At 42.3% G+C, this 19,316-nt stretch carries 18 protein-coding genes; 1 reads left to right on the top strand and 17 read right to left on the bottom strand.

Features of this window, described 5'->3' with window-relative positions; all coding sequences use genetic code 11:
• Nucleotides 1-154: 154 nt before the first annotated feature.
• The gene (mfd, locus tag M1F03_RS08920) at nucleotides 155-3,598 is read left to right on the top strand and encodes a transcription-repair coupling factor (RefSeq protein ID WP_154623831.1); all 3,444 of its coding nucleotides are present in this window, start codon (nucleotides 155-157) and stop codon (nucleotides 3,596-3,598) included.
• A 66-nt stretch (nucleotides 3,599-3,664) separates the two neighbouring features.
• Here mfd and umoD read toward each other — a convergent pair whose 3' ends face one another.
• The 17 genes from umoD to M1F03_RS08835 form a co-directional block, all read right to left on the bottom strand.
• Entirely contained in the window at nucleotides 3,665-4,267 is a 603-nt protein-coding gene (umoD, locus tag M1F03_RS08915) for a UmoD family flagellar biogenesis regulator (protein ID WP_154623830.1), read from the bottom strand.
• A gap of 696 nt (nucleotides 4,268-4,963) precedes the next feature.
• Entirely contained in the window at nucleotides 4,964-6,268 is a 1,305-nt protein-coding gene (locus M1F03_RS08910; protein WP_251464054.1) for an NAD(P)/FAD-dependent oxidoreductase, read from the bottom strand.
• 846 nt (nucleotides 6,269-7,114) lie between these two features.
• Nucleotides 7,115-8,134 (bottom strand): beta-N-acetylhexosaminidase, encoded by a 1,020-nt coding sequence (gene nagZ, locus M1F03_RS08905; protein WP_154624437.1) that lies wholly within the window; start codon nucleotides 8,132-8,134, stop codon nucleotides 7,115-7,117.
• 76 nt (nucleotides 8,135-8,210) lie between these two features.
• On the bottom strand, nucleotides 8,211-9,083 hold the full coding sequence (locus M1F03_RS08900) for a phosphotransferase (protein WP_251464052.1): 873 nt from the start codon (nucleotides 9,081-9,083) through the stop codon (nucleotides 8,211-8,213).
• On the bottom strand, nucleotides 9,073-9,657 hold the full coding sequence (lpoB, locus tag M1F03_RS08895; protein ID WP_154624439.1) for a penicillin-binding protein activator LpoB: 585 nt from the start codon (nucleotides 9,655-9,657) through the stop codon (nucleotides 9,073-9,075). The genes M1F03_RS08900 and lpoB overlap by 11 nt, the downstream gene beginning before the upstream one ends.
• A complete protein-coding gene (locus M1F03_RS08890) occupies nucleotides 9,657-10,073 on the bottom strand; it encodes a YcfL family protein (RefSeq protein ID WP_251464050.1) in 417 nt (138 codons plus the stop codon). Before M1F03_RS08890 ends, lpoB begins: the two co-directional genes overlap by 1 nt.
• Nucleotides 10,074-10,082: 9 nt before the next feature.
• Nucleotides 10,083-10,433, bottom strand: a complete 351-nt coding sequence (gene hinT, locus M1F03_RS08885; protein WP_154624440.1) for a purine nucleoside phosphoramidase — start codon at nucleotides 10,431-10,433, stop codon at nucleotides 10,083-10,085.
• A gap of 28 nt (nucleotides 10,434-10,461) precedes the next feature.
• Nucleotides 10,462-11,253, bottom strand: coding sequence for a metal-dependent hydrolase (locus M1F03_RS08880; RefSeq protein ID WP_154624441.1), 792 nt, complete (start codon nucleotides 11,251-11,253; stop codon nucleotides 10,462-10,464).
• Nucleotides 11,254-11,266: 13 nt separating this feature from the next.
• Entirely contained in the window at nucleotides 11,267-12,259 is a 993-nt protein-coding gene (gene holB / locus M1F03_RS08875) for a DNA polymerase III subunit delta' (RefSeq protein ID WP_251464048.1), read from the bottom strand.
• Between the two features lie 9 nt (nucleotides 12,260-12,268).
• Nucleotides 12,269-12,895, bottom strand: coding sequence for a dTMP kinase (gene tmk, locus M1F03_RS08870; RefSeq protein WP_154624443.1), 627 nt, complete (start codon nucleotides 12,893-12,895; stop codon nucleotides 12,269-12,271).
• Between the two features lies 1 nt (nucleotide 12,896).
• Nucleotides 12,897-13,925: an endolytic transglycosylase MltG gene (gene mltG / locus M1F03_RS08865; RefSeq protein WP_251464047.1), complete on the bottom strand. Its 1,029-nt coding sequence runs from the start codon at nucleotides 13,923-13,925 to the stop codon at nucleotides 12,897-12,899.
• A 19-nt stretch (nucleotides 13,926-13,944) separates the two neighbouring features.
• Nucleotides 13,945-14,775, bottom strand: coding sequence for an aminodeoxychorismate lyase (gene pabC / locus M1F03_RS08860; protein ID WP_247047307.1), 831 nt, complete (start codon nucleotides 14,773-14,775; stop codon nucleotides 13,945-13,947).
• 173 nt (nucleotides 14,776-14,948) lie between these two features.
• Nucleotides 14,949-16,199 (bottom strand): beta-ketoacyl-ACP synthase II, encoded by a 1,251-nt coding sequence (gene fabF / locus M1F03_RS08855; protein ID WP_196713187.1) that lies wholly within the window; start codon nucleotides 16,197-16,199, stop codon nucleotides 14,949-14,951.
• 78 nt (nucleotides 16,200-16,277) lie between these two features.
• On the bottom strand, nucleotides 16,278-16,514 hold the full coding sequence (acpP, locus tag M1F03_RS08850) for an acyl carrier protein (RefSeq protein ID WP_099110956.1): 237 nt from the start codon (nucleotides 16,512-16,514) through the stop codon (nucleotides 16,278-16,280).
• Between the two features lie 155 nt (nucleotides 16,515-16,669).
• The gene (gene fabG, locus M1F03_RS08845; protein ID WP_154624446.1) at nucleotides 16,670-17,404 is read right to left on the bottom strand and encodes a 3-oxoacyl-ACP reductase FabG; all 735 of its coding nucleotides are present in this window, start codon (nucleotides 17,402-17,404) and stop codon (nucleotides 16,670-16,672) included.
• 7 nt (nucleotides 17,405-17,411) lie between these two features.
• A complete protein-coding gene (gene fabD, locus M1F03_RS08840; RefSeq protein WP_154624447.1) occupies nucleotides 17,412-18,344 on the bottom strand; it encodes an ACP S-malonyltransferase in 933 nt (310 codons plus the stop codon).
• Between the two features lie 18 nt (nucleotides 18,345-18,362).
• Nucleotides 18,363-19,313 carry a beta-ketoacyl-ACP synthase III gene (locus M1F03_RS08835; RefSeq protein WP_154624448.1) on the bottom strand — a complete coding sequence of 317 codons (951 nt, stop codon included), beginning with the start codon at nucleotides 19,311-19,313 and terminating at the stop codon, nucleotides 18,363-18,365.
• Between the last annotated feature and the right edge of the window lie 3 nt (nucleotides 19,314-19,316).

The raw sequence follows: 19,316 nt of genomic DNA, 5'->3' as shown, positions 1-19,316 counted from the left end.
GATAATAAAGGGTACGAATGATGAATGGAACCACCCGGCCCCGGTTTTGTGGTTTTTTTTCTTATTGGCACGGCCTGTTTGTCTTACTTTCAGACAATTGTACGGGGTAAAACAGGTTGTTTAACCATGATGCATTGAGAAACCGAATATTTTTATGTCTGCAAAATTTCGTTATGAACTCCCTACGCGCGGTGGTGATGTCCGTCATCTAGGATGCTTGATTGGGGCCGCTGGTGCGCTTGAATGTGGAGAGATGATAGAGCGTCATCAAGGGCCTGTGGTCATCATCACAAGAGATATGCAGAACACACTGCGCCTACGCGATGAAATTCAACAATTTACCCAACTACCGATAGAAATACTTTCTGATTGGGAAACATTACCCTACGATAATTTTTCACCACACCAAGAAATTATCTCTCACCGTTTATCAACCTTATATCGCCTACCGACAATGCAAAAAGGCGTGTTGATCCTGCCCGTCAACACCTTAATGCAAAAGGTATGCCCTGCTGAATTTTTAACTAGTCACGCGCTAGTCATGGCGAAAGGCGATAAACTTTCACGTGATAGCTTGCGTGATGAACTTGATAAAGCAGGTTATCGTCACGTTGAACAGGTTTTAGAGCATGGGGAATATGCAACTCGAGGCGCGTTACTCGATTTATTCCCAATGGGTAGCACTTTACCGTATCGAATTGACTTTTTTGATGATGAAATTGATAGCTTACGGACTTTTGATGTCGATAGCCAACGAACCCTTGAAGAAGTAGCACGCATCAATTTATTACCCGCACACGAATTTCCTACCGATAAAGAGGCTATTGAGCGTTTTCGCAGCCAATGGCGCGAACGTTTTGAAGTTAGACGCGATCCTGAGCATATTTATCAACAGGTAAGTAAGAAAACGTTGCCTACCGGTATTGAATACTGGCAACCCCTATTTTTCAGTCAACCGCTACCCTCTCTATTTGACTACTTGCCTGCTAACACACTTTTTATTTCGCAACATTATCAAGAAGCAGCAGAACGTTTCCAAACAGATACCCAGCAGCGTTTCGAAAGCCGCGGTGTCGACCCCATGCGTCCTCTGCTACCGCCAACCGATTTATGGCTCACTGTCGAACAACTTAACCAAGCATTAAAACAATGGCCTCGAGTTCAACTTTCGGTTGAGAAATTAGCGGATAAAGCAGCGAATACCAATTTAGACTATCAACCTTTACCCGACATTAGTACTCAAGGGCAAAGCAAGCAACCATTGGAAAAGCTCCGTCAATTTATTGAACATTTTGATGGAACCGTGGTTTTCTCTGTTGAAAGTGAAGGTCGACGTGAAACGGTGACTGAACTATTAGGTCGCATAAAAATTCGCCCTGAAATTATTAACCGTTATACCAGTCCATCCGACAGCCGTTTTGCTATTATGGTCGGCGCCGCTGAACATGGCTTTATTCAGCCTCAGCAGCACCGCGCTTTAATTTGTGAAAGTGACTTACTTGGGGAACGTGTTGTTCGGCGCCGTACGGATAACCGTCGAACGATCAACACCGATACGCTCATTCGCAACTTAGCCGAATTACGTCCTGGTCAACCCGTTGTACACATTGAACATGGCGTTGGACGTTATCAAGGTTTGACCACCTTAGAAGCCGGTGGCATTAAAGCTGAATATTTGATCCTGACCTATGCAGGTAACGATAAGCTATATGTACCTGTTTCCTCTTTACATCTTATTAGCCGTTATTCTGGCGGTGCAGATGAAAATGCACCTCTCCATCGTCTTGGCAGTGATAGTTGGGGCAGAGCCCGTCAAAAAGCGGCAGAGAAAGTACGTGATGTGGCAGCAGAACTACTCGATATTTATGCGCAACGTGCAGCCAAGCCTGGCTTTGCATTTAAGCACGATAAAGAGCAATACCAAGAGTTTTGTCAAGGCTTCCCCTTTGAAACGACGCCCGACCAAGAATTGGCTATCAATGCCGTCCTTAGCGATATGTGCCAACCTATCGCCATGGATCGTCTAGTGTGTGGTGATGTTGGTTTTGGTAAAACCGAAGTGGCTATGCGCGCGGCCTTTTTAGCTATCAACAACAATAAACAAGTAGCGGTACTTGTACCAACCACCCTACTTGCTCAGCAACATTTCGATAATTTCCGCGACCGTTTCGCAAATTGGCCAATAAGAATCGAAATGCTTTCCCGTTTCAAAACGGCAAAAGAACAGCAGCAAATTATTGAGGAAACTGCGGAAGGGAAAATTGATATTCTGATCGGTACGCATAAATTGCTACAAAGCGACATCGTCTGGCATGACTTAGGCTTACTTGTGGTGGATGAGGAGCACCGTTTTGGTGTTCGTCATAAAGAACGTATCAAGGCGATGCGTGCAGATGTCGATATTTTAACATTAACCGCAACACCGATTCCTCGTACATTGAATATGGCAATGAGTGGTATGCGAGACTTATCGATTATTGCGACACCGCCAGCTCGCCGTTTAGCCGTCAAAACCTTTGTGCGTCAGTATGATGACCTGGTTGTTCGTGAAGCGATTTTGCGTGAAACATTACGTGGTGGACAAGTCTACTATTTATACAATGATGTCGAAAATATTGAAAAAGCCAAAAAACGCCTTGAAGAATTGGTTCCAGAAGCGCGCTTTGTGGTTGGCCACGGTCAAATGCGCGAACGTGAGCTTGAACGCGTGATGAGTGATTTCCACCATCAACGTTTCAATGTCTTAATTTGTACTACGATCATTGAAACAGGTATCGATATTCCAACGGCAAATACAATCATTATCGAGCGTGCTGATCACTTTGGACTAGCACAGCTGCACCAATTACGTGGTCGTGTAGGTCGTTCTCACCACCAAGCTTACGCTTATTTGTTGACCCCGCATCCTAAAGCCATGACAACTGATGCCCATAAGCGTTTAGAGGCAATCTCTTCACTTGAAGATCTCGGCGCTGGTTTCGCACTAGCAACTCATGATCTTGAAATTCGAGGAGCCGGTGAATTACTTGGTGAAGAGCAAAGCGGCCAAATGACCACAATCGGTTTTACACTGTACATGGAGTTATTAGAGAATGCGGTAGATGCATTAAAAGACGGACGAGAGCCTTCATTGGAAGATCTCGTGAATCAGCAAACGGAAGTCGAATTACGCATGCCCGTGCTACTGCCTGATGATTACATTCATGATGTCAATATTCGCTTATCATTCTATAAACGTATAGCAAGTGCGAGTGATGAAAGGGAGTTAAGCGAGCTGCGTACAGAGTTAGTGGACCGTTTTGGCATGTTACCCGATGCTGGGCGCTTTTTACTGGCGAGTGCAGCCATTAGGCTTGAAGCAGAAAAATTGGGTATTAAGCGTATAGAAGCTCATGAGCAAGGTGGATTTATTGAATTTGGCGAGAAAAATAAAGTGTCGCCAAACTTCTTAATCAGTTTATTACAGAATCAACCTAAAACGTTCCGCCTCGATGGGCCTGTGAGACTCAAATTTGTTCACGATTTAAATGATAGACATGCTCGTATTGAATTTATCAAACAGTTATTAAATGACTTTGCGGATAACTTAATCGATTAATTCTCTGCTCAAATGCCTTGAAACAACCTTCAGTTGAGCCTTCTCTGGAGGTTGTTTCAATAAATATTAATCAAAATAGGCGTACGTATTCTTTCCAGGATAAATCTCAACAGCGTTATTGAATGTGTTTGATACTTTTTCATCATTTTTGACACAATAAAAAGGTATTAGTGCATTAGCGTCGCTACGAGCAACGTCACAAAGTTCATTACTAGAAGCACTTAAATCTAAACGACCTTTTTGATCAAGAGGTATCAATAGCCCCGGCTCGTATGCTGTGCGCACTTTACCTAGCGTATTACCAATACGATACACCACATCATAACCCACAATGATTTGTTCGACTTTCTCAGTAATGACACAGCTACGATATTCACGATCCACTAATTTAGGCAAAGACTGACTTTGTAATGTTTGGATCATAAATACCATCTTACATTCACTTTGTGCTGGATGGTAACGTGATAAATATGCTTGATTAAACCCATCTAGCACCCCCATGAACGAACAATTTTCATGCTCAATCAGCCGATGTGATTTGATAGGTTCAATAGACAGCACTGTTGCGTGTTTGGTTGGCTTCTCAGACCAGCTTAACGATACTATTGATGCAATAATAATGAGGCAAATAGCTATTGCTGCTAATAAAAACTTATATGTTAGCTTCATAGGCGCCCTTATTAGTTACAAAATTAGTAATATCTCTATTGTATCCGTTCATTTTGATAATTCGATGATTGCAGACAATATAGCCACAATTTTTGGAATTTTCTTAACTCACGATAACTTTTGAAAAATTCACTTTGACCTCATCCATCATTAGGTCAATAAATTAAAATGTAATTTAATTTTACATCTTGATTATGATCAATTTATTTTATTATATTTTTAGTGTTAGTCACTTAATGCTTTATCCCAAACCGATAAATTATCGATAACTATTTATTAAACAAGAAAATTATCAATCATGAAATTTTATACATTTTCTTAGTTTATTAGATAATGTTATATATTAGATAGTTAACTATTATATTAACATTAATATGCAAACTATTTTTTAATAAAAAAGCCTTTAAGGCTCATTAAAAAATCATGTTTAATCACTAAGCAATACGTAGATTAACTTAAACTAACAATGATTTGTTACTAAATAATTCACAAATAAGCCTCTATTTTTAGAATTAATAGAACTATTTTTATTGAATGAACACGTTATCAATAAAGTGGTTAATCTTTTTTAGTATCATATGAAGGGTAATTAATCATTTGAATGAATATTTAATATAACAATAGTATTCATCAGAATAAAAACCCTCGTTCAACACTGAACGAGGGTTTCTGTGTAGAAGGTAACGACATAGAAAATTAATGAAGCTTCAGCTTCGGACGGATAATACGGTTAATGCTGCCCACTAACATCATTAATCCCGTTTTGACGTAACCATGAAGCGCTATTTGATGCATTCTATACAATGAGATATAGACGAAACGTGCAATTCGCCCCTCAACCATCATATCGCCACGCATTAAATTCCCCATCAAGCTACCTACGGTACTGAAACGTGAAAGAGATACCAAAGAGCCGTGGTCTTTATAGACATAGTCTTTTAATGGTTTCTCTTTCATCATTGCTAAGATGTTATTATAACAATGCGTTGCCATTTGGTGTGCCGACTGCGCTCTTGGTGGCACAAAGCCCCCTTCTGGCTTAGCGCATGAAGCACAATCACCAATCGCAAAGATAGTCTCATCACGCGTTGTCTGTAATGTTGGTTTCACGACCAGCTGATTAATGCGGTTAGTTTCTAGCCCTGCAATTTCTTTCATGAAGTCAGGGGCTTTAATACCTGCGGCCCACACCATTAAGTCAGCACGAATTTTTTCGCCTTCTTTAGTATTCAAACCGTCATCATCTGCACTGGTTACCATGGTTTTCGTCAGGACTTTGACGCCAAGTTTGTTTAATTCTTGATGCGCGGCTCCTGAAATACGAGGAGGTAGCGCTGGCAAAATACGTTCACCTGCCTCAACCAAGGTGACATTCAAAGCATCCGTATCCAGCCCTTTAAAGCCATAACTGGTTAACTGTTCTACCGCGTTATATAACTCAGCAGATAGCTCAACCCCAGTAGCACCAGCTCCGACTATCGCAATGTTCACTTTTTCTTCCGCATTATCACGGACTGAATAACGTAAAAATAAGTTAAGCATCTCATCATGGAAGCGGTGTGCTTGCTGAGGATTATCTAAGAAAATACAGTGTTCTTTGACACCCGGCGTACCAAAATCATTGGATGTACTTCCTAGCGCCATCACCAATATGTCATAGTCAATTTCACGTTCAGGAACTAACAGTTCATTATTTTTATCTCTCAACTCACCCAAAATGACCTTTTTATTATCGCGATCAATTTGCGTTAATGAACCTAGTTGGAAATTAAATGCGTTATGGCGTGCATGAGCTAGATAACTAAGTGCATCAACACCATCATCTAATGACCCCGTAGCAACCTCGTGCAGCAGAGGCTTCCATAAATGACTTGGATTCCTGTCGACAAGGGTGATTTCCCCACGCTTTTTACGTCCTAATTTGCGCCCAAGACGGGTTGCTAGCTCTAAACCACCAGCACCACCACCGACTATCACAATCTTTGGTTGAGAAAAGGCCATGGATACCTCATTACAAAATAAATTAATGTTATTTAAGCCTTTTAAAAGATAAAACACTTAAATAACACTCATTTCATCGATAAACCTCAACTCCATGTTGAGAATAACACGCTTGGTTATTTGGTCATACCAAATATTGACGCATATCAAATTGACTGATTAATATGACATCGATCACAGGTTAGTTTCATATTATGCAAAATACGAATCGTGTCAGCTAGCGATATATTGATATTAATCAATATTCGAAATAATTTCCAACCTATTTGATAATGATAATTAGTTAATCTAGCCTGCGACCTTACCCTCTTTATAAGGGCGATAGCAAATACAATTCGGATAATGTTTGTATCACTCTATTCAGCTGTACCTAAAATACTTAGATATGTCGAATGGACGCCTATCATAAAGATCAATACGAAGGGATATGTTGAGTGAAGTTCCTTATCTATCAAACCGTGACTAGTATCGTATCCGCTTGATTGCTTTCTCTTTCACTTTTGTTATCACTTATACCATGACGTTATGCCTTGCTCTCCTATTTCTGCTAGCAATTACAGTAACCCCTTCACTCGACGAAAACATAAACACTTAGCAAGTCACTCTCGTGATTAGCCTACTTAAGCACCCAATTTTCTTGGTGACACTCATCCCATTGCATAAAGCTTTTAGGTTGTGTAAGAGAACAAGACAGAGTGCAAAACTAAACGACTTATCAACGGCCTTTCCCGCTAAATCAAATGATAGAAAAAAACACCCAACGAATGAACGCTTGGGTGTTTTTTTATTCTGACGACAACAACATTGCCTAATAGGACAATATCATCGCATTGTAAGGTCAATTCACTAACGTTGTTCTTGCCATTGACGGGATAAACCAACCAACTGTTTGTGGCTTTCTTGCCAACGCTGAGTACTTTGTAACTCTTTAAGACTATATTGCCGTCCACTGTGGAATAACGATGAGGCTAAGCTGCCATGTTGCTTGGGTAAATTGTCTAGTACACTGACTGCACCATCACGGTTATTACAGACTAATACCATATCACAGCCCGCAGATAATGAAGCCGCAGCGCGTTCCGGATAACTTCCCATGATAGCGGCCCCTTCCATCGATAAATCATCCGAGAAAATGACACCATTGAAACCAAGTTGCTCACGTAAGATGGATTTCAACCAAAAAGGCGAACCACTTGCAGGGCGTTCATCCGCTTGAGTATAGATAACATGTGCTGGCATCACTGCATCCAATAAATCACGCTGGATAAAATCTCTAAAAATTGACATGTCTTTTTTGCGAATGATCTCAAGGTCACGGTCATCCCTAGGCGTTTCTTTATGTGAATCCGCTTTTACGGCTCCATGCCCTGGAAAGTGCTTACCCGTTGTTTTCATGCCTGCATTACGCATACCTTTAATAAAGCGTTCTGCCATAACCATGGCTATTTCCGGATCTTCATGGAAAGAACGTTCACCAATGGCAATACTTTGATGACCAAGGTCAAGTACCGGCGCAAAGCTAATATCGATATCCATGGCTATCATTTCAGATGCCATCAACCAACCCGCTTCTTCGGCCAACCTAGCCCCTTCTGACTCACTGTTTAATGCAGCAAAAGCTTGTGCGGAAGGCAACGCGGTAAAACCATCACGAAAACGTTGAACACGCCCACCTTCTTGATCCACAGCGACCAATAGGCGGTGGCGTGATGCATCACGAATTTGACGCACTAGCTCCCTTAATTGTGCTGCATCATGAAAATTACGGGTGAATAAAATTAATCCCCCCACTAACGGATGTGCCAGTATTTCACGCTCTTCACTGTCCAGCTCATAGCCCTGAACATCTAGCATTATCGGACCCATACATGCCTCACTATTTAAACTATTTTGCGGTCATAACACGCATTTCAATGCTTTCATTTGTGTTAAACAAAGCGGTTTAATACGGCAAATGAAAATATTGCCTTAATGCTCCAGAGTGTAACAAAAAATCGCTATTTTGACTTTGATTCCATTGCACTTCATACCACATCAACATCATATATTTTACCCATGGTGTCCATTGGCGACACTGAGCAGCCAACCGTTCAGCATCTGTATATGATTGATGTTTATTACAATATTCTGATAGGAAGTCATGTCGTTGTTGGGTGTTTAGTTGATTGGCTTGAAAGTAGGTTTCTAATGACAACCCAATATCTGTATTCGCAGCATATTCCCAATCTAACAAAATGATACTGTTATCCTCTGTATAGAGAATATTACCCCGATGAATATCCATATGGGCGGGAGCAAGCTTTAACGTTTTAGGCATTGGGGCGGACAAAAAATATTTATGCCACCGTAGCCATCGTGGGGTTTTACGCTTTGGATCAATCAACTCCCCATAATGAGCCATCTCTTGCCGCAGCTGTAACGGGTAACTTAATAAGGGTTGAGTATGCAATTTAGCGATGGTTGCCGCTAATAACGATTGAAATTCAGGTGATAAATATTGAATATGGCTTGGATGTTGACCATCACACCACGAGAGTAATAACCAGTCTCTGTTTCTTGCTAGCTGTTTTGGGGCTTGGCCGAACCCGTGCAACTGCTGTAGCACCTTTGCTTCTTTACGACGGTTGACATAGAGCGCATGTTGAACTTGCCCCTGTGCACGAGCAATTAACTCAACGACTTGATCTGCCAAGGCGGCTCTCAAACGATAAGTTCCCCCAGACAGCCCCGCTAAGGGCGTTATTTCCCAGTGTTTAATATCAATCTTTGGGAAATAACGCCTTAACAGTAGCCACAATGAATCATTATTGGTCAATATCGTTTTTTCCTGACCAAATAATCTCACCGCTTTGTACTGCCATAAGCTGCATTTCAATATCACGTTGCTTATTTGAGCCTGAAATTACACTGTACAACACATAGTCTGCTTGCACATAGCGCCCCAGCCCAATCGCCTTACTACGCGTGACTAAGCTATCATCTTGTGATAGGCCTAACGTTTTACGTGCTGTATTCACAACATCCTGAGGAACAACTTTAAAAAGGTGACTACTATCAACCGCTTTTACAATCGCTGAGGTTGCGTTTTGTACGGAAAATGAACCATTTGTGTTGTTTTTGACTGAATCGACTAACAATACTTTGCCACTTTCAATACCGCTTGCTCCAGACATTTCACTCACCAATGGTGATACCGCCGCAGACCAGTCCGTCGTTTTTTGTTTAGGTGGCGTAGGGACCTTATCGATTGGTGGCGGTGTGACTGGTTCAGTCGGCTCTACGGGTTCAACCGGTACAACAGGCGGTGGTGTTTTTGGTCTTTCTGATTGAAAAGAAGGACACCCTGCCAATATCATCGCTGCCGCTGCAACAAATAGGATACGTTTCATTATTTTTCTCCAAGCGTTTTCGGTAAGAAGACATAAATACGTACATTACGCGCCAGTGATGAAGTACTTTGATTACTAACACTAATAGATAAATTGGCAGGTATTGTTTGCTGTATATCATGCGTTGTCGCTATTTTTAAGCCGTTATTATCATACCAATAAAAGCGGTACATGATGGTCACCGCCTCGGATTGACTGTTACTCATATTGACTTTAGCCACTGTCGCATAGTTTTCAACACTCACTACGGGTTGTTCTACGATAATGCCATGCGCTAAAACCGAGGGCTCCATAATGACACGTTGCTGTTCATTAAATACCAAGCCATCATTTTTTCCCCACAGGCAGCCGCTCAGTGAAAAGACCACCATACTGAGCGCCAACACACGTATTAGTACATATTCGACTTTCTTCACGTCATTGCCTTATTTGGCGAGTAATGGACCTAGAGGGCGACCACCAACTAAGTGCATATGAATATGAAACACTTCCTGCCCGGAATCTTTATTGCAATTCATGATTAAGCGATAGCCACTCTCAGCAATGCCTTCTTGCTGAGCTATTTTTGCTGCAACGATAAATAAACGTCCTAATACCTGTTCATCTTCCGCAGCTACATCATTCACTGTTGGAATTAATTTATTTGGAATAATAAGAATATGTGAAGGCGCTTGCGGCGAGATATCACGAAATGCGGTAACAAGCTCATCCTGATAAACGATATCAGCAGGGATTTCACGTCGAATGATCTTACTGAAAATTGTTTCTTCTGCCATTTCAACTTCCTTTAATATTGACTAATAATTACGCGTTGTTATCGCCGACATTCAAATGAAAGAGGCGGTTAAAGTTTTCAGTGGTAATACGCGCCATTTCTTCTGGGCTAACCCCTTTGAGAACAGCCATATATTCTGCTACATCACGGACATAGGCCGGTTGATTCTCTTTACCACGATGAGGAACCGGTGCCAAATAAGGTGAATCCGTTTCGACCAAGATCCTATCTAAAGGAACAATTCTTGCTGCTTCACGAATTTGTTCTGCATTACGAAAAGTCACAATACCAGAAAAAGAGATGTACATCCCAAGGTCGAGTAATTGTTTCGCGGTATCTTTATCTTCGGTAAAACAGTGTAATACACCGCCACAATCAGTCACATTCTCTTCACGCAAAATGGCCAAAGTATCGTCTCGTGCATCCCGAGTATGTACAATGACCGGTTTATTTACCTGACGACCAATGCGAATGTGCTGACGGAAAGACTCCTGTTGCAGTGCCGCATTTTCTTTTTGGTAATAATAGTCGAGTCCCGTTTCCCCTAACGCAACCACTTCCTTCCCTGCCGCTAACTGTGCTAAACGCTCAAAATCATAGCCTTCATCTAAATTAAGCGGATGGATCCCACAAGAAAATGCAACATTATCTCGTTTGCCTATCAGGGTTTTCATACTATCAAACCCATGTAGCGTTGTGGCAACCGCCAACATAAAACCCACATCGCGCTGCGATGCTTTTGCGATAACATCATCGACACCTGTATGTAATTTTTCATAATCAAGGCAATCGAGATGGCAGTGTGAATCAACTACAAACATATTTCACTCTTTTTCATCGTGTTAGAGTCGCAATTAATGCTTCCCATTGTAATAACTGATTGGTTAAAAGTAACTCTTGATTCAGTGCAGGCACTGTCATCAATTGGTGGCGGCATTGTTGCCAAGCTTCATAAACGTTAAACAATTGCGTATAGGTCATTCGTGACGCGAGCACACTAATGAGAGGCAACTGATCCTGATTTAAACAGAATTGTGCAGCTTGTTGTTGTAATTTCATGCTATCGGTTAACAATCCGAGCAACCAGCCAATCAATTCAGTGGCCTTATCATTATTCATGACAGATAACAGAGACAACATATCATTATGCTGCATTGCATGGGCTAGCCCTTGACACAAGGCATGGCGCTGCTGCCAATTTTCAGGCTGCAACAGTGACATCGCCGCTACTGGCGCCCCTTGGCAGAGCTTTAATGCGGTCAATGCATCATTATAGTTAACGCCTGCAATGTGTTTTTGTAACCAATACCATGCCGTCTGCAACTCTGGAGGCGACAAATAAGTATATAAACAGCGGCTACGGAGTGTCGCGAGTAAATTTTCTCGCTTTTCACAGCCTAATAAAAAATAAGTCTGTTGTGTTGGCTCTTCTAACGTTTTTAATAAGGCATTTGCCGCCGCATCGGTTAACGCTTCAGCACGCGGAATATAAGCAACTTTCGCCCCATTTTGCTGGGCATAGCCACTTAAGGTTTCCGTCAGTTTCCTTACTGCATCTACACTGACGGTGGTTTTACCTTTTTCAGGTTCTAATACATGGTAATCAGGGTGTGTACCGGCCAACATCAGCTGGCAGCTATGACATTGACCACAACTTTTTAGACCGTCGGTGTTTTGGCAAATTAACCAGCGGCTGACCCCATAACATAGCGCCTCCACACCATTACCAGATAGTGAATGCAACAATAATGCATGGTGCCCACGGCCTTGCTGATAGGACGTTATCACTTGACGATAAGTTTCATTCAACCAAGGGTACCAGTTCATTTTCTCACCTTACTTCGCCAACCACTGCTGGAGTGTTTGGCGAATATCTTGTTGTACTTGCTCAATATTTTGGCTGGCATCGATCGTCAAAATGGTTTCGTCTGTTGCGGCTAATTCAAGATAACGAGCACGAGTACGCTCGAAAAATGCCAAGGATTCTTGTTCAATCCTATCCAACTCACCACGCGCCCGAGCGCGTTGTAAACCAAGTTCTGGTGGTAAATCTAAATATAAGGTTAAAGCAGGTTTAAACTCCCCTAACACCAAATCACGCAAGGATTGCATCAATTCGCGATCAATCCCTCTCCCCCCGCCTTGATAAGCTTGGGAAGATAAATCATGCCTATCCCCAACAACCCATTTGCCCGCGGCAAGGGCGGGTTTGATGACATTTTCAACCAATTGAACACGTGCTGCATACAGCATAAGCAGCTCCGCAGTATCGGTCACTTTCTCACCACTGATTCCTTGCTTGATCAATTCACGTAATTTTTCTGCTAACGGCGTTCCCCCCGGCTCACGCGTAAAAGCAATATCTTGAATACCCGCTTGGTTTAAAGTTTCAACAACAGTTTTAATCGCCGTTGTTTTCCCTGCTCCCTCTAATCCTTCAATGACAATATAGGCATTTTTCATTTTACTTATCATTCTGTTTTTCAATTTTTCGATACACTTTGACTGCACGATTATGGTCATTCAGCGTACGGCTGAATGTGTGACCACCAGTACCATCTGCAACAAAGTATAAATAATCCGTTTTAGCCGGATGGGCTGCTGCTTTAATCGATGCAAGGCTCGGCATTGCGATCGGTGTTGGAGGTAGCCCATCAATACGGTAAGTGTTGTATGGCGTATAGTTATCTAAATCACTACGATAAATTTTCCCCTGATACTTATCACCTAAACCATAAATTACCGTTGGGTCGGTTTGTAAACGCATATTTTTTTTCAATCGGTTCACAAACACTGAAGCGACTTGATTTCTTTCACTATCGACGCCGGTTTCTTTTTCAATAATTGATGCCATGATCAACATCTCATAAGCATTTTTATAAGGCAGATCTTTATCACGTCCCTGCCATATCTCCTCGACATTTTTTTTCATCTGTTGATGAGCTCGTTTCAAAATATCGACATCGCGTGTTCCCGCGGTATACAAATAAGTATCCGGATATAACCAACCTTCCAGAGTTGTATCGCCATCAAAGCCAATCAGTGCATATAACTCAGTCGGGGTTTTTCCTTCAATCTCATGCTGCAAATAAGGCGCATCAAGTAAAATATTCGTCCAATCGGATAAACGATAACCTTCAACAAAACGGATAGAAAACTGTGCTTCTTTACCACTCGCAATTAATGCCAACATCTGTTCAATATCCATATTCGGCTGCAAGCGGTATGTTCCTGCTTTCATTTTGGCTAACTCGGGACGAAACTTTAACAGCCATTGGAATTTATCAGTTTGATTAATGATGTTTTGATTAACTAATAAACCCTCAAGCGCAACACGCCCCGTTCCCGATGGCACGGTAAAAATTTTTTCTTGGGTTAAATTAAGCGGTTCTTTCGCGTAGTTTAAAACTTGTTGATACAAGACGTAGGCTACACTTCCTGCAACCAACACAATCGCGACCGCTGCAATAAATATTTTTTTCGCTAGTTTCATTCATCAACCATTTCTGTGACTAAATTTGGCAACGTAACAACAAATATTCAAATAATTCTCTAGAGGAATATTGCCAGAGAGGCTTGTTTTTACCTAAGTTGATCGTCGCAACCGGTAATATCGGCATCAAAGCATTACAAATAAACACCTCATCACAACATCCTAAAACTTCAGGGAATCGTTCAACTTCTTGTAGATCGTACTGACTGGTTGCTAAAAGCGCTATAATCTTTTGTCTCATTAATCCATTTACCCCTGAAAACGTTAAGTTTGGAGTAAATACTGTTTCACCTTTGCGCCAAAAGAGATTTGCACTGCAACACTCAATCAAAATACCATCTGAATCAACAACTAATGCTTCATCCGCTTGAGCTTCATCAATTTCCTGACGAATTAAGATCTGTTCGAGACGATTGAGATGCTTAATGCCGGCTAAATATGGGTTCTTGCTGATCGGCACACTGCTCAACATCAAGTGAATACCCGATTTCTGCAATGCTTGATAATGCAAAGGGAAAGGCGCTATCGACATAATCACTGTTGGTTGATTGAAACCCAAAGAACTATAGCCTCGGCCACCTGTACCACGACTCATGATCACTTTGAGTACCCATTCATCATGACTTTGTTGCTGACAAATGGCGAGAATTTGCTCTTGCAGACGTTGCCAATCAGGTTGAGGTAACTTGAGACGAGCGCTATCCTGCATTAAGCGCCTAATATGGTGCTCAAGCATTTTGGGCTGCTGATTAAACACATGAATCGTCGTAAAGCAGCCATCACCAAATTGCACAGCGCGATCAGAAACATCAATATGACGGCATGCAATTCCATTAACCCAATATGACATTGATAATTCTTATAATAATGGCTGATAAATCAGTCAGTAACAGGATGTTTATTATCATAAACTAAACTGACTGAGACTGCAAAATGACAATAAAAGAAAAGCCCCTGTATGGAACATACTGGGGCTTTAAATACATTATAGCGCTAATAATAAGGCAATAATGTTAGATTAATTTACTCTTGGTGATAACGACGGAAAATTAATGAGCCATTGGTGCCGCCGAAACCAAATGAATTACACAGAGCATACTCCATGTTTTCCACTTTTCTTGCTTCACCTGGAACGAAATCCAGTTTGCAGGCTTCATCTGGGTTTTCCAGATTAATCGTTGGCGGAACAATCTGATCAGCCAATGATAAGATCGTAAAGATAGACTCAATCGCGCCTGCTGCACCTAATAGGTGACCAGTCATCGATTTGGTTGAGCTAACCAGTACGTTAGTGTCTTCACCAAAGACAGATACAACGGCTTGGGCTTCAGCTAAGTCACCCGCTGGCGTTGAAGTCCCATGAGCATTGATATAGCCCACGTCGTTTGCTTCAATTCCAGCATCGTGCAGAGCATTCATCATCGCCAACGCTGCACCTTCTCCATTTTCAGGAGGTGATGTCATATGATAGGCATCACTACTCATGCCGAAGCCAGAGACTTCTGCATAGATTTTAGCACCACGTGCTTTAGCGTGCTCATACTCTTCAAGAATGATAATACCCGCACCATCTCCCAGCACAAAACCATCACGGTCTTTATCCCATGGGCGGCTAGCTGCTTGTGGGTCATCATTACGAGTAGAAAGAGCACGTGCAGCACCAAAACCAGCAACACCTAATGGTGTTGTTGCTTTTTCAGCGCCACCTGCGAGCATAACATCCGCATCACCATAAGCGATCATACGAGCCGCATGACCGATATTGTGCACACCTGAGGTACAAGCAGTGGCAATAGAAATACTTGGGCCACGGAAACCGTACATAATGCTCAGATGACCTGCGACCATGTTAATGATCGTAGAAGGAACGAAAAATGGGCTAACTTTACGAGGACCGCCGTGTTGTAGTGCTTCACAGTTCTCTTGAATTAAGCCTAGACCACCAATACCAGAACCAATCGCCAAACCGATACGAGTAGCATTGGCTTCTGTTACTTCCAGACCTGCATCTTTGATGGCTTGATAGCCAGCAGCGATACCATACTGGATGAATGGGTCCATCTTCCGTGCTTCTTTGCGGGAGATACCATAATCTTCGTAATTGAAATCTTTCACTACACCAGCAAATTTAGTTGCATGGTTTGTAGTATCAAAATGTTCGATGAGGCTGATACCACTCTGTCCGTCACAAACAGCTTTCCATGATGATTCAACTGTATTGCCGACAGGAGATAACATGCCCAGTCCAGTTACGACTACACGACGCTTAGACACGTATATCCTCCAAGGAGGGAAAAAGTTACCAAAGAAACATAGGCGGTCGAGTGACCGCCTAGATAAGTTTTAAAACAATTACTTAGATGCGTTCTCGACGTAGTCAATCGCAGCCTGCACTGTTGTGATCTTTTCAGCTTCTTCGTCAGGGATTTCGATATCGAACTCTTCTTCCAGAGCCATAACCAGCTCAACTGTGTCAAGAGAATCAGCGCCCAAGTCATCAACAAACGAAGCTGTTGTTACAACTTCTTCCTCTTTAACACCCAGTTGCTCAACGATGATTTTCTTAACGCGTTCTTCGATAGTGCTCATACTATTAAAATTCCTATCAAAACTCGCTTTCGCGATGGTTTTCGTAGTTTATAAAATACAGGAAAAGATACAACCCAATCCCGGCTGTTGGAACCTAAATTTTGCATTATTTTGCGCTAATTAACACTAATAATGCAAATGGTTCCATCATTTCTTTAGATCATGTACATGCCGCCATTGACATGTAATGTTTCACCTGTGATGTAACCAGCTTCATCAGAAGCTAAAAACGCTACAGCACTGGCAATTTCTTGCGCATCACCCAGCCTATCGGCAGGAACTTGAGATAAAATGCCTGCACGCTGTTCATCTGTCAATGCTTTGGTCATATCAGTTTCAATAAAACCAGGAGCAACGACGTTGACGGTGATACCACGGGAAGCAACCTCGCGTGCTAATGATTTGCTAAAACCAATTAGCCCAGCTTTCGCTGCTGCATAGTTCGCCTGCCCCGCATTTCCCATCACACCCACAACAGATGCGATTGAAATAATGCGCCCACAACGTTTTTTCATCATGGCGCGTAATACGGATTTAGATAAACGGTAAACGGATGATAGATTGGTGTCAATAATATCTTGCCACTCATCATCTTTCATACGCATCAAAAGGTTATCACGAGTGATACCTGCATTGTTAACCAGTATATCAATTTCGCCAAATTGTTGACGAATATTATTCAAGGTTTCATCAATTGATGCAGGGTCTGTCACATTCAGAGCAAAACCTTTGCCTTTTCCATCTAAATAAGCAGAAATCGCTTCTGCTCCTTTATCGCTTGTTGCTGTACCAATAACAGTCGCACCACGCGCAGCAAGTGTTAAAGCAATTGCTTTACCAATACCGCGACTCGCGCCTGTTACCAGTGCAATTTTTCCTTCAAAGCTCATATCGTCCTCAGAGGTTTTCTAACGCAGTGCCTAATGATACAGGATCATTGGCTGCAACGGCAGTTAAATTAGAGACAATACGCTTGGTAAGACCAGTTAACACTTTACCTGGGCCTACTTCAACAAGGTGTTCAATACCTTGATCTGCCATTAATTCTACAGTTTCAGTCCAACGAACCGGATTATACAATTGACGAACCAAAGCATCACGAATATTTTCAGCTGATTGTTCAATTTTTACATCAACGTTATTGATAACTGGGAAATTTGGCTGATTAAACGTGATGTCTTGCAATGCAACCGCTAATTTTTCAGCCGCGGGTTTCATTAACGCACAATGCGAAGGAACACTGACTGATAATGGCAACGCACGTTTAGCCCCAGCTTCTTTACAGGCTGCACCCGCGCGTTCTACTGCTTCTTTTTCACCTGCAATAACGACTTGTCCCGGAGAGTTAAAATTCACAGGCGATACAACTTGACCCTGTGCGGCTTCCTGACAAGCTTTTTCAATAGATTCGTTATCTAAACCGATAATCGCATACATGGCTCCGGTTCCCTCTGGGACCGCTTCTTGCATTAATTTACCACGTAATTCAACCAGTTTAATGGCGGCTTTAAAATCGATGACACCAGCACACACTAACGCTGAATACTCACCTAAGCTATGCCCTGCCATCATTGTAGGCATTGGCCCTTGTTTTTCTTGCCAAACGCGGAAGATAGCGACAGATGCAGCTAACAAAGCAGGCTGAGTTTGCCATGTTTTGTTCAATTCTTCTTCTGGTCCATTCTGGACAAGTGCCCAGAGGTCATAACCTAATGCTTCAGACGCCTCAGCGAATGTTTGCTCTACAAGCTGACTTTCTGCCGCTAATGCAGACAACATACCAAGAGACTGAGATCCCTGACCGGGAAAAACCATAGCAAATTGTGTCATGTCTATTTTCTCAGTAAATTAAAAACGAACGAGTGCAGAGCCCCAAGTGAAGCCACCACCGAATGCTTCTAACAGCACTAACTGGCCACGTTGGATACGCCCATCACGCACGGCTTCATCAAATGCGGTCGGCACCGATGCAGCAGAGGTATTACCATGTTTATCAAGCGTCACAACCACCTTTTCCATGGTCATATCCAGTTTTTTTGCTGTTGCTGAAATGATGCGTAAATTCGCTTGATGCGGCACTAACCAATCGAGTTCTTCTTTTGCAATACCACTTTCCGCTAATGTTTCATCAACAATGTGAGCTAACTCACGTACAGCAACTTTAAATACTTCGTTGCCCGTCATGGTTAAATAGGCTTCATCTTCTGAGCCGCGCTCACGATTTGGCAGCGCCAACAAATCACCATAACGGCCATCGGCATGAAGGTGTGTCGATAAAATACCGGGTTGCTCAGAAGCGCCAATAACCATGGCCCCTGCTGCATCACCAAATAAGATAATCGTACCACGATCATTCGGGTCTAATGTTTTAGAGAGTGCATCAGCGCCAATGACCAATGCTTTTTTTACCATGCCCGTTTTTACAAATTGGTCAACAATGCTAATCGCATAGGTGAAACCCGCGCAAGCAGCAGCAACATCAAATGCCGCACAATCGTGAATACCTAACATTTGTTGAATTTGACATGCGGCACTTGGGAACGCGTGAGTCGATGACGTTGTAGCAACAACAATCAACCCAATGTCACTGCTATCGACCTGAGCCATTTCTAACGCTTTTTGTGCGGCGTGAAACCCCATTACCGCAACACTTTCATCTTCGCCTGCAATTCTTCTTTCATGAATACCTGTGCGAGTCACAATCCACTCATCAGAAGTATCAACCATTTTTTCCAGGTCAGCATTCGTTCTAATTTGTGCGGGTAAATAGCTGCCTGTGCCTAATATTTTGCTATACATAGG

The sequence above is a fragment of the Providencia sp. PROV080 genome (assembly GCF_033688105.1).
Classification (GTDB): domain Bacteria; phylum Pseudomonadota; class Gammaproteobacteria; order Enterobacterales; family Enterobacteriaceae; genus Providencia; species Providencia zhejiangensis.
This window is presented reverse-complemented; position numbering and strand designations above follow the sequence as displayed.

Bases quoted from the DNA above. Each gene is read 5' to 3' on its own strand.
- mfd (WP_154623831.1), top strand. From the start codon at position 155: ATGTCTGCAAAATTTCGTTATGAACTCCCTACGCGCGGTGGTGATGTC.
- umoD (WP_154623830.1), bottom strand. From the start codon at position 4,267: ATGAAGCTAACATATAAGTTTTTATTAGCAGCAATAGCTATTTGCCTC.
- M1F03_RS08910 (WP_251464054.1), bottom strand. From the start codon at position 6,268: ATGGCCTTTTCTCAACCAAAGATTGTGATAGTCGGTGGTGGTGCTGGT.
- nagZ (WP_154624437.1), bottom strand. From the start codon at position 8,134: ATGGGTCCGATAATGCTAGATGTTCAGGGCTATGAGCTGGACAGTGAA.
- lpoB (WP_154624439.1), bottom strand. From the start codon at position 9,657: ATGAAACGTATCCTATTTGTTGCAGCGGCAGCGATGATATTGGCAGGG.
- hinT (WP_154624440.1), bottom strand. From the start codon at position 10,433: ATGGCAGAAGAAACAATTTTCAGTAAGATCATTCGACGTGAAATCCCT.
- M1F03_RS08880 (WP_154624441.1), bottom strand. From the start codon at position 11,253: ATGTTTGTAGTTGATTCACACTGCCATCTCGATTGCCTTGATTATGAA.
- holB (WP_251464048.1), bottom strand. From the start codon at position 12,259: ATGAACTGGTACCCTTGGTTGAATGAAACTTATCGTCAAGTGATAACG.
- tmk (WP_154624443.1), bottom strand. From the start codon at position 12,895: ATGAAAAATGCCTATATTGTCATTGAAGGATTAGAGGGAGCAGGGAAA.
- mltG (WP_251464047.1), bottom strand. From the start codon at position 13,925: ATGAAACTAGCGAAAAAAATATTTATTGCAGCGGTCGCGATTGTGTTG.
- pabC (WP_247047307.1), bottom strand. From the start codon at position 14,775: ATGTCATATTGGGTTAATGGAATTGCATGCCGTCATATTGATGTTTCT.
- acpP (WP_099110956.1), bottom strand. From the start codon at position 16,514: ATGAGCACTATCGAAGAACGCGTTAAGAAAATCATCGTTGAGCAACTG.
- fabG (WP_154624446.1), bottom strand. From the start codon at position 17,404: ATGAGCTTTGAAGGAAAAATTGCACTGGTAACAGGCGCGAGTCGCGGT.
- fabD (WP_154624447.1), bottom strand. From the start codon at position 18,344: ATGACACAATTTGCTATGGTTTTTCCCGGTCAGGGATCTCAGTCTCTT.
- M1F03_RS08835 (WP_154624448.1), bottom strand. From the start codon at position 19,313: ATGTATAGCAAAATATTAGGCACAGGCAGCTATTTACCCGCACAAATT.